Source organism: Acidiphilium sp. PM (assembly GCF_000219295.1).
Classification (GTDB): domain Bacteria; phylum Pseudomonadota; class Alphaproteobacteria; order Acetobacterales; family Acetobacteraceae; genus Acidiphilium; species Acidiphilium multivorum.
Map to the genome: position 1 here is coordinate 1 of NZ_AFPR01000073.1, position 9,893 is coordinate 9,893.

Annotated in this window: 8 protein-coding genes and 1 tRNA gene; 5 read left to right on the forward strand and 4 right to left on the reverse strand. The window is 71.2% G+C overall.

Going from position 1 to position 9,893, the window contains the following annotated elements; all coding sequences use genetic code 11:
• Window positions 1-17: 17 nt before the first annotated feature.
• Window positions 18-902 (reverse strand): sulfite oxidase heme-binding subunit YedZ, encoded by an 885-nt coding sequence (locus tag APM_RS02745; protein ID WP_007421834.1) that lies wholly within the window; start codon window positions 900-902, stop codon window positions 18-20.
• Window positions 903-1,151: 249 nt separating this feature from the next.
• On the opposite strand from APM_RS02745, the gene ileS reads away from it, so the two are divergent.
• The 4 genes from ileS to APM_RS02765 all read left to right on the forward strand — a co-directional run bounded on the left by ileS (window position 1,152) and on the right by APM_RS02765 (window position 6,397).
• The gene (ileS, locus tag APM_RS02750) at window positions 1,152-3,980 is read left to right on the forward strand and encodes an isoleucine--tRNA ligase (protein ID WP_007421833.1); all 2,829 of its coding nucleotides are present in this window, start codon (window positions 1,152-1,154) and stop codon (window positions 3,978-3,980) included.
• Window positions 3,977-4,510: a signal peptidase II gene (gene lspA / locus APM_RS02755; protein ID WP_007421835.1), complete on the forward strand. Its 534-nt coding sequence runs from the start codon at window positions 3,977-3,979 to the stop codon at window positions 4,508-4,510. The genes ileS and lspA overlap by 4 nt, the downstream gene beginning before the upstream one ends.
• On the forward strand, window positions 4,507-5,076 hold the full coding sequence (locus APM_RS02760) for a DUF3035 domain-containing protein (RefSeq protein WP_007421836.1): 570 nt from the start codon (window positions 4,507-4,509) through the stop codon (window positions 5,074-5,076). The genes lspA and APM_RS02760 overlap by 4 nt, the downstream gene beginning before the upstream one ends.
• Window positions 5,077-5,167: 91 nt before the next feature.
• Window positions 5,168-6,397: an MFS transporter gene (locus tag APM_RS02765; protein ID WP_007421837.1), complete on the forward strand. Its 1,230-nt coding sequence runs from the start codon at window positions 5,168-5,170 to the stop codon at window positions 6,395-6,397.
• On the opposite strand, the gene APM_RS02770 is transcribed toward APM_RS02765, so the two are convergent.
• A complete protein-coding gene (locus tag APM_RS02770) occupies window positions 6,357-7,265 on the reverse strand; it encodes an alpha/beta hydrolase (protein ID WP_011941658.1) in 909 nt (302 codons plus the stop codon). The two genes, APM_RS02765 and APM_RS02770, sit on opposite strands and share 41 nt — an antisense overlap.
• 59 nt (window positions 7,266-7,324) lie before the next feature.
• On the opposite strand from APM_RS02770, the gene mutL reads away from it, so the two are divergent.
• Window positions 7,325-9,073, forward strand: a complete 1,749-nt coding sequence (gene mutL / locus APM_RS02775; RefSeq protein ID WP_007421838.1) for a DNA mismatch repair endonuclease MutL — start codon at window positions 7,325-7,327, stop codon at window positions 9,071-9,073.
• 145 nt (window positions 9,074-9,218) lie between these two features.
• On the opposite strand, the gene APM_RS02780 is transcribed toward mutL, so the two are convergent.
• Window positions 9,219-9,293 (reverse strand) — tRNA-Val (locus APM_RS02780).
• Between the two features lie 62 nt (window positions 9,294-9,355).
• Window positions 9,356-9,893, reverse strand: a 538-nt coding sequence (locus APM_RS02785; RefSeq protein WP_007421839.1) for an SDR family NAD(P)-dependent oxidoreductase, incomplete at its 5' end; no start/stop codon positions are given.

Sequence of the window (9,893 nt, forward strand, 5' to 3'; positions counted from 1 at the left end):
GTCGTGGATGTGACCGTTCAGCCCGGAGCCGCGTGGCGCTGCAACCGCCGCGCGGCCACCAGCACCGCCAGCAGCGCGAGATCGGCCGCGACGAAGGCCGCCGGGCTGATCCGCGCGGTCGAGAGATTGGCATCGAGCACGCGCCACGGATCGATCCCGGAATTGAGCGCATACCATCCCGCCTCGCCGCCGGCGGTGATCGCCACGGCGCCGAGGGCGAGGACGAGAATGCCGGCCAGCGAGCGCCGGAACCCCGGCGGCGCCAGCCGCCAGAGCATCAGCCAGACGAACAGGCCGAACGGCACCATCGCCGCCGAGACGTCGATCTTCTGGGTGAGGAAGAAATGCCAGATCGAGAGCGCGGCGATCGGATAGACCAGCCGGTGCAGCGCCTTCCACCGCCGCCCCAGCCGCGCCATCGCCGCATCGGTCGAGGTCGCGGCCAGCGCCACAAGCCCGATCGTCGCGATGGTACCGAGGATGAGGTAAAATACCGTAAACATCTGATTCAAAACGAATCCGATGGCATATCCCTCATCCGCCGCATACAGGACCACATGCGCGAAGGTGTAGAATGCCGCCGCCAGGCCCAGCATTCGCCGCAGCATCGCCAGCCGCATCCAGTCGAACACCGCCCGCGCCGGTGTGATGGCGAGGCCGAGCAGCAGGAAGCGGATCGCCCAGAACCCGGTCTGCAGCATCAGCTCATGCGTCGGCCGTCCGCCGAGATGTCCGGTTTGCCGCTCCCACAGCATATAGGCCGCCGGCGCGGTGCAGAGCGCGAGGGCAATCGTCTTCAGCCAGGAAAACCGCCCGGCCGGCGTGCGCCAGGGCGCGCCGAAGACGCGGGCCTGGCGTTTCGGGCGAACGCGGACTTCAGCTTGCGGGGCGGCATTCGGCATGGCGGCTCGGATTCCGGTGTGGGAGCAGAAATATGCCCTGAATTCGCCTCGCCACCCCCATCCGGATGCGGATGAGAGCAAAATTCCGTTCAACATTCCGCGCTTGACCGTTCGGGGTGGCGGCTCGCATAACCTCTCGCCATGACATCCGCACGGCGCGCCGCCTGCCTGGTCCCGCGAATTCGCCGCCCGGTCCTGATCTAGGGCCGGGATCGCACGCCTGTCCTTTCCTCCGCCGGAGCCTTTTCGATGAACGACCTGCCGTCCAGCCCGCGTGACTACCGCGCCACCGTCTTCCTGCCGCGAACCGGCTTTCCGATGCGCGGGGACCTGCCGAAGCGCGAGCCCGAGGCGCTGGCCCGCTGGGAGGCGATGGGCCTGTTCGGCCGGCTGCGCGCCGATGCCGCCGGCCGTACGCCCTTCATCCTGCATGACGGCCCGCCCTATGCGAACGGCAACCTGCATATCGGCCACGCGCTGAACAAGATCCACAAGGACCTGATCAACCGCGCCCGCCAGATGGCCGGGTTCGACGCCAACTACGTCCCCGGCTGGGACTGCCACGGCCTGCCGATCGAGTGGAAGGTCGAGGAAGGCTACCGCAAGGCCGGCAAGAACAAGGACGAGGTGCCGATCCTCGAATTCCGCCGCGAATGCCGCGACTACGCCCAGCACTGGCTCGACGTGCAGGCCGAGGAGTTCAAGCGCCTCGGCGTCGAGGGCGACTGGGCGAACCGCTACGCCACGATGGATTTCGCCTCCGAAGCGGCGATCGCCGCGGAAATCCACAAATTCGCCGCCTCCGGCGCGCTCTATCGCGGGCTGCGGCCGGTGATGTGGAGCCCGGTCGAGAAGACCGCTTTGGCCGAGGCCGAGGTCGAGTATCAGGACCGGCGGGACACCGCGATCTGGGTCCGCTTCCCGGTCGTCGGCGGCGATCTCGACGGTGCCGCGATCGTGATCTGGACGACGACCCCCTGGACCATCCCCGGCAACCGCGCCCTCGCCGCCGGGCCGGAGTTCGACTATGTCGTGATCCGCATCGCCGATGCCACCGAGCACAGCCTCGCCCGCAAGGGCGAGCGCCTCGTCGTCGCCGCCGAGCTGCTCGACGCCTTCGCCGCCGAAACCGGCATCACCGCGCACGAGGTCGAGCAGACGCTGCGCGGCAAGGATCTCGGCGCCCTCGTCTGCGCCCACCCGCTGCGCGGCCAGGGCTATGACTACGATGTCCCGCTCCTGCTCGGCGACTTCGTCACCACCGAGGCCGGCACCGGCTTCGTCCACATGGCGCCCGCGCATGGCGAGGACGATTTCTTCCTCTGCCGCGCCCACGGCATCGCGGTGCCGGAAACCGTGAACGACGACGGCACCTACGCCGCCGACGTGCCGCTCTTCGCCGGCCTGCACGTCTACAAGGCCGCCGACCCGGTCTGCGCCGCGCTCACCGCGGCCGGCGCCCTGCTCCGGCGCGAGGAATTCCTGCACTCCTATCCGCATTCCTGGCGCTCCAAGGCGCCGCTGATCTATCTCGCCCGGCCCAACTGGTTCATCCGGATGGATGGCGAGGAGGCGATCCGCGCCCACGCGCTGGAGGCGCTCGACCGCACCGCCTTCGTCCCCGACCAGGGCCGCAACCGCATCCGCTCGATGGTCGAGGCGCGGCCGGACTGGTGCATCTCCCGCCAGCGCGCCTGGGGCGTGCCGATCGCGATCTTCGTCCGCCGCGACGACAAGTCGATCCTGACCGATCCGGCGGTCTTCGCCCGCACCCGCGCCCTGTTCGAGGCCGAGGGCGCCGATGCCTGGTATGCCCGCCCCGCCGCCGACTTCCTCGGGCCGGACCACGACCCCGCCGATTTCGAGCAGGTCTTCGACATCGTCGATGTCTGGTTCGAGAGCGGCTCGACCCACGCCTTCGTGCTGGAGGCGCGCGGCATGCCCTGGCCGGCGGATCTCTATCTCGAAGGCTCGGACCAGCATCGCGGCTGGTTCCAGGCCTCGCTGCTGGAGGCGGTCGGCACCCGCGGCACCGCGCCGTTCAAGGCGATCGTCACCGACGGCTTCGTGCTCGACGAGCAGGGCCGCAAGATGTCGAAATCGCTCGGCAACGTCACCGCGCCGCAGCAGGTGATCGACCAGTACGGCGCCGACATCCTGCGCCTGTGGGTGATGAACTCGGACATCCACAACGACCTGCGCATCGGCAAGGACATCCTCAAGCAGCAGGCCGATCTCTACCGCCGCATCCGCAACACGCTGCGCTGGGTCCTCGGCGGGCTGGACGGCTTCACCGAGGCCGAGGCGATGCCGGCCGCCGACATGCCCGACCTCGAGCGCTACGTGCTGCACCGCCTCTCCCGGCTCGACGCGATGCTGCGCCGCGCCGTCGAGACGCATGACTGGACCGGCGTCTATCCGGCGATCCACCAGTTCTGCAACAACGACCTCTCCGCCTTCTATTTCGACATCCGCAAGGACGCCCTCTATTGCGACGTCCGGCTCGATGCCGAGGGACGGCTCGTCGCCCAGAGCGAGACGCGGCGCGCCTGCCGCACCGTGCTCGACATCCTGTTCCGCTGCCTCGCCACCTGGCTCGCCCCCGTCCTGCCCTTCACCGCCGACGAGGCCTGGCGCGCCCGCCATGGCGAGGAGGCCTGCGTGCATCTCGCGCAGTTCCCCGAGCTTCCCGCCGCCTGGCGCGACGACGCGCTGGACGAGGCCTGGACCGGGATCCGCGCGGTGCGCCGCATCGCCAATGCGCGGATCGAGGAGGCCCGCCGCAACGGCGACATCGCCGCCTCGCTGCAGGCGAAGATCGTCCTGACCTTCGCGGTCGATGCGCCGGAAGCCCTGCGCGCGGCGGACTGGGCGGAGATCATGATCACCTCGGCGGCGGAAACCGAGATCGCCGCCGAGCCCGCAGGCGCCGGCGCCAGCGCCCCGCTGCGCGCCGAGCCGGTGGTGGAGATCGCCCCCGGGGAGAAATGCGAGCGCTGCTGGAAGGTGCTGCCCGAGGTCGGCGGCAACCCCGCGCATCCCGGCCTGTGCCGCCGCTGCTGCACGTATGTCGAATGACCGGCGCATCTCGCGGTAACGCAAGCCGCCGCACGCTCGGCGCGCTGATGGCGCTGGCGGTGCTGGCCATCGACCAGGCCTCGAAGGCCTGGATCCTCTACGGACTCGACCTGCCGCGGAAGGGCAGCGTGCCGGTCCTGCCGGTGCTGAACTTCACCATGGTCTGGAACCACGGCGTCACCTTCGGCATCCTGGCCGGCGACGACGCGCGGCTGCTGCTGATCGCGGTCGCGATCGCCGCCATCGCCGGGCTCTCGGTCTGGCTCTGGCGCACCCCCTCGCTGCTCGCGGCGCTCGGCCTCGGCGCCATCATCGGCGGCGCCGCCGGCAACGTCATCTCGCGAATCGCCTACGGCGCGGTGGTCGATTTCGTCGATGTCCATGTCGGCAACCTGCATTGGTACGTCTTCAACCTCGCCGACGCCGCGATCGATGGCGGCGTCGCCGCGCTGATCATCGAAAGCCTGTTCAGCCGCGACCGCGCCGGTCACTTGCCGCCTCCCGCGCGCGAGGATAAGGAAGCGCCATGATCCGTTCATCGCGCGCGACCCTTCCGTTCCTGCTGCTCGGCCCGCTGCTGCTGGCCGGATGCAGCAATCCGTCGAAGACCTTCGGGCTGACGGTCACGCCCCCCAACGCGTTCGATGTCGGTACCGAGGCTCCGCTGTCGATGCCGCCGGATCTCCAGGCCCTGCCCACCCCCGCGCCCGGCGAGCCGCGGCCCCAGCAGGTCTCCTCCTCGACCGAGGCGCAGAGCATCCTCTCGCCGCAGAGCGCCCTGCAGAACGCCAGCACCACGATGGGCCCGGCGCAGCAGGCGCTGCTCGAACAGGCCGGGCCGACGCCGCCGGCCAATATCCGCGCGACGATCAACCATGACGCCGAACAGGAAAGCCGCAGCCCCGGTTTCGTCGGCTCGCTGATGTCCTTCGGCAGCTCGTCGAAGGGCGCCAAGGTGGTGAACGCGCCGGCCGAGCAGAAGCGCCTGCAGGAAAACGCCGCCCTCGGCGAGCCGGCAACGAAGGGCACGACGCCGGCGACCGCGCCGGGCCAGGCGCAGAAGGGCGTTGTCGGCCGGTTCCTCGACCTGTTCTGAGTCGGCGGCGCCGGCAAGGGGCTGGCGCTCATGGCTGGCCGGCATCGCCTCGGCGGTTGAACACAGGCCTGCGAAGGGCATATCGGCTTCCATGTCGGAATGTATCACCGCGTCCCCGGCCGCCGTCGCGAAGACCGATGCCGCCCCCTCCTCCGCGCTGACCACGCTGTTCGCGGTCGCGACCGGCGCGGTCGTCGCCAACATCTATTACGTCCAGCCTCTGGTCGGCACGATCGCGCCGGATATCGGCCTGCCGGCGCAGGTCGCGAGCCTGCTGGTGACGCTGACGCAGCTCGGCTACGCCGCCGGCCTGCTGCTGCTGGTGCCGCTGGGCGACCTGCTGGAGAACCGCAAGCTGATCGCGCGCATGGTCGGCGCCTCCGCCATCGCCCTCGGCCTCGCCGCCATCGCCTGGAACGGCACGAGCTTCCTCGCCGCCTCGCTGCTGATCGGCGTCAGCTCCGCGGCGGTGCAGATCATGGTGCCGATGATCGCCTCGCTGACGCCCGATGCCATCCGCGGCCGCGTGGTGGGCAATGTGATGGCCGGGCTGCTGCTCGGCATCCTGCTCGCCCGGCCGATGGCGAGCTTCGTCGCCTGGCTCGCCGGCTGGCGGGCGGTGTTCGGCATTTCGGCGGCGGGCATCGCGCTGCTGGCGGTCCTGCTGCGGCTCAAGCTGCCGCGCGTCACGCCGAAGCTCGATCATCGCTATGGCGAGCTGATCGTCTCGATGCTCGGCCTCTACCGCACCGAGCCGACGCTGCGCCGCCGCGCCGCCTACCAGACCTGCGCCTTCGCCGCCTTCACCCTGTACTGGACGGCGGCGCCGCTGCTGCTGCTGCATGAATTCCACTACACCCAGTTCGGCATCGCGATCTTCGCCCTGGTCGGCGCCGCCGGCGCCGCCGCCGCGCCGATCGCCGGGCGGCTGGCCGATGCCGGATACGGCCGCCCCGGCACCGCGACCGCGCTGGCGCTGATCGCCCTCTCCTTCCTGATCTCGGGCTACGGTGCCGCCATCCACAGCGTCGTCCTGCTCGCCGGCGCCGGCGTGCTGCTCGATTTCGGCGTGCAGGCCAACAACCTGTTCGGCCAGCGGGCGATCTACGCCCTTGCCCCCGAGCGGCGGGCCCGGCTGAACGGCGCCTACATGACCGCCTTCTTCCTCGGCGGCGCCGCCGGCTCGGCGGTGGCGAGCGACCTGCTGATCCGCGGCGGCTGGACGCTGGTCGCCATCGTCGGCGGGGTGCTGCCGCTGCTCGCCCTGACCTATTTCGGCATCAACGAAGTGCGGCGGGCGGCGGCGCGGCACCACGGATGAAGGCGGCGCTCTCGTCGAGCGCCGCGCGCCCCTCGGGCAGGATCGCCTGGAAGATCGGCCAGGCATGCGGCACGACGGGCCAGATCCGGAGCAGGCTATCGACGCCGGCGGCCAGCGCCTTCTCGTGCAGCCGCACCGAATCGTCGAGCAGCACCTCCCGCGCGCCGACATGGACCAGCATCGGCGGCAGGCCGGCGAGATCGGCGTAGAGCGGCGAGGCGAACGGATTGTACGGATCGGTGCCGGCGAGATAGGGGCGCGCGCCCTCGGCGATCCGGCCGCCCTGGATCATCGGGTCGCACCGCCGGTTCTCGACCGCGCTGCGGCCGGTGCCGGCAAGGTCGGTCCAGGGCGAGAACAGCACCAGCCGCGCCGGCATCGCCATGCCCGCCTCGCGGACCCGCAACGCCACCGCGAGCGCGAGGCCGCCGCCCGCCGAATCGCCGGCGATGGCGAGGCTCGCCGGATCGTGCCCCTGCGCGACGAGCCCGCGGAAGGCGGCGAAGCCGTCATCGACGGCGGCGGGAAAGGGATGCGCCGGCGCGAGGCGGTAATCGGCGGCGAAGACACGCAGGCCCCGCCGCGCGAGGCCGCCGGTGACCGGGCGGTGCGACTCGGCGGAGCAGACGACATAGCCGCCGCCATGCAGGTAAAGCACGGTCATCGCCGGCGGGGCGCCGAAGGCGGGCTCGACCCATTCGCCCGGCACGCCGCCGATGATCGAGGGGGTGTACCGCACGCCGCGCGGGGTCGGCATCGGCGAGCGGAACGCCTTGCGGAGCGACTCGGCGTCGGTCGCGCGGGCGAGCTTGCGCTTGACCTGCACACGCAGGACCGGATTGATCAGGTGGGCTGCGAGGCTGGCCATGGGTCTGTGTCGGGCTCCGGGTGCATGGCGGAAGAGGCTTGTTGCTGTAAGATGGGGCCATGCCGATCCGCCGCCTAGACCCGACCACGATCAACCGGATTGCCGCCGGCGAGGTCATCGAACGGCCGGCCGCCGCGGTCAAGGAACTGGTGGAGAACGCGCTCGATGCCGGGGCACGACGGATCGGGGTGACGATCGAGGGCGGCGGGATCGGCCGGATCGAGGTGACCGATGACGGTCACGGGATTCCCGAGGCCGAACTGCCGCTGGCGATCGAACGGCACGCCACCTCGAAACTGACCGACGAGGCGCTGGTCCGGATCGCCACGCTGGGGTTCCGGGGCGAGGCGTTGCCGTCGATCGGGGCGGCCGGACGGCTGACCGTAACGTCCCGCCCGGCGGGGCAGGATTCGGCGGCCAGGATCGTGGTCGATGGCGGGGCCGTCCGCGAGGTCGAGCCGGTGGCCGGGCCGGTCGGGACCTGCGTGACCGTCGAGGACCTGTTCCACGCGACGCCGGCGCGGCGGAAATTCCTGCGCAGCGCCGGCGCCGAGGCGGGGTCCTGCGCCGATGCGGTCCGGCACCTGGCGCTGGCGGCGCCTGCGGTGGGGTTTTCGCTGACGATCGACGGGGCGGCGAGTTTCGACCTGCCGCCGCAAGACCGGCGGGAGCGGGTGGCGGCGATCTATGGGCGGGCGGATGCGGAGAAGCTGCTGGAGATCGAGGCGGTTCGCGAAGAGGTGGCGCTGCGGGGGTTCATCTCGCCGGCGAGCCTGACGCGGGCGGCGGCGCGGCACCAGCACATGGTGGTGAACGGGCGGCCGGTGCGGGACCCGCTGCTGCGGATGGCGCTGCGGCTCGCGTATCGGGAGCGGATTCCGGCGGGGCGGCATCCGCTGGCGGCGCTGTGGCTGGAGATTCCGGCGGAGATGCTGGATGTGAACGTGCATCCGGCGAAGGCGGAGCTGCGGTTCGCAGCACCCGACGCGGTGCGGTCGCTGATGATCGGGGCGGTGCAGCGGGCGCTGGCGACGCCGGCGGACCTGGCGGCGGCCCCCTCGGTGTCGATGCCGCGGACGAGCTGGGCGGCTTCCTCGCCGATGCCGCGGTATCCGCAGGCGGAGAGCCGGGCGGCGCGGGGGTTCGCGGAGGCGGAGCTGCGCGGGCTGGATTTGCCGCCGGCGCGGGTGGCGCCGGAGGTTCTGCCCGAATCGCGGCCGGACTATCCGCTGGGGACGCCGATCGCGCAGGTGTTCGACACGTATATTCTCGCGCAGAGCGGGGACGGGACGCTGGTGCTGGTGGACCAGCACGCGGCGCATGAGCGGCTGACCGAGATCAGGCTGCGGGCGGAGCGGGATTCGGGGGCGATTCCGGCGCAGGCGCTGCTGGCGCCTTCGGTGGTGGAGCTGCCGGCGGAGGATATCGCGCGGCTGCTGGGGGCGGCGGAGCGGCTGGCCGGGCTGGGGCTGGAGATCGAGGCGTTCGGGCCGGGGGCGGTGCTGGTGCGGGCGGTGCCGGCCGCGCTGGCCAAGGCCGACCCGGCCGCGCTGGCGCGGGATGTGGCGGACACGCTGGCGGAGAGCGGGACGGCGACGGCGCTGGAAGCGAAGCTGGACGCGGTGCTGATCCGTATGGCGTGCCACCGTTCGGTGCGGGCGGGGCGGCGGCTGGCGTTCGCCGAGATGGAGGCGCTGTTGCGGGCGATGGAGACGACCCCCCTCGCCCAGACCTGCCCGCACGGGCGGCCCACGGTGCTGCGGCTGAGCCGGGGCGATCTGGAGCGGATGTTCGGCCGGGCCGGCTGAGGCCATCCAGATCGTTCTTCCCGAACGGCCCGCACCCGCTGAAAACGTGGCTTTGTCCGGTAGCTGTCTGGTTGCTACGAGGCCCAAGCCCACGGTTCATCACCGTGATGCCACTCAAAAAAAGGTGTAATTTCAGGGATTTGAGTGGTGGGCGCGACAGGGATTGAACCTGTGACCCCTGCCATGTCAAGGCAGTGCTCTCCCGCTGAGCTACGCGCCCGCCGTTGCGGTGCGACGGGTATTACAGGCCGCCGCCCCGCGATGCAAGAGGGCCGGAGCCGGTCAGCGCGGCGCCATCCGCAGCGCGCCGTCCAGCCGGATCGTCTCGCCGTTCAGCATGGTGTTCCCGATGATATGGCACACCAGCGCGGCGTATTCCGCCGGCCGCCCGAGCCGCGGCGGAAACGGCACGGCGGCGCCGAGGGCGCGCTGCGCCTCGTCCGGCAGGCCGGCCATCATCGGGGTTTCGAACACGCCGGGCGCGATCGTCATCACCCGGATGCCGCTGCGCGCCAGTTCCCGCGCCAGCGGCAGCGTCATGCCGGCCACCCCGGCCTTCGAGGCGGCATAGGCGGCCTGGCCGATCTGCCCGTCGAACGCCGCGATCGAGGCGGTGTTCACGATCACCCCGCGCTCGCCGCCCTCATCCGGCGCACCTTCCGCCATCGCCGCGGCAGCGAGGCGAATCATGTTGAACGTGCCGATGAGGTTCACCGAAATCACCCGCGCGAACCGCTCGAGCGAGGCCGGTCCCTCGCGCCCCAGCACCTTCTCGCCGAGCACGATTCCGGCGCAGTTCACCAGCCCGTGCAGCCCGCCG

What these genes read in the sequence shown, in the direction of transcription:
- ileS (WP_007421833.1), top strand. Translation starts at nt 1,152, where the DNA reads ATGAACGACCTGCCGTCCAGCCCGCGTGACTACCGCGCCACCGTCTTC.
- APM_RS02770 (WP_011941658.1), bottom strand. Translation starts at nt 7,265, where the DNA reads ATGGCCAGCCTCGCAGCCCACCTGATCAATCCGGTCCTGCGTGTGCAG.
- APM_RS02760 (WP_007421836.1), top strand. Translation starts at nt 4,507, where the DNA reads ATGATCCGTTCATCGCGCGCGACCCTTCCGTTCCTGCTGCTCGGCCCG.
- lspA (WP_007421835.1), top strand. Translation starts at nt 3,977, where the DNA reads ATGACCGGCGCATCTCGCGGTAACGCAAGCCGCCGCACGCTCGGCGCG.
- mutL (WP_007421838.1), top strand. Translation starts at nt 7,325, where the DNA reads ATGCCGATCCGCCGCCTAGACCCGACCACGATCAACCGGATTGCCGCC.
- APM_RS02765 (WP_007421837.1), top strand. Translation starts at nt 5,168, where the DNA reads ATGTCGGAATGTATCACCGCGTCCCCGGCCGCCGTCGCGAAGACCGAT.
- APM_RS02745 (WP_007421834.1), bottom strand. Translation starts at nt 902, where the DNA reads ATGCCGAATGCCGCCCCGCAAGCTGAAGTCCGCGTTCGCCCGAAACGC.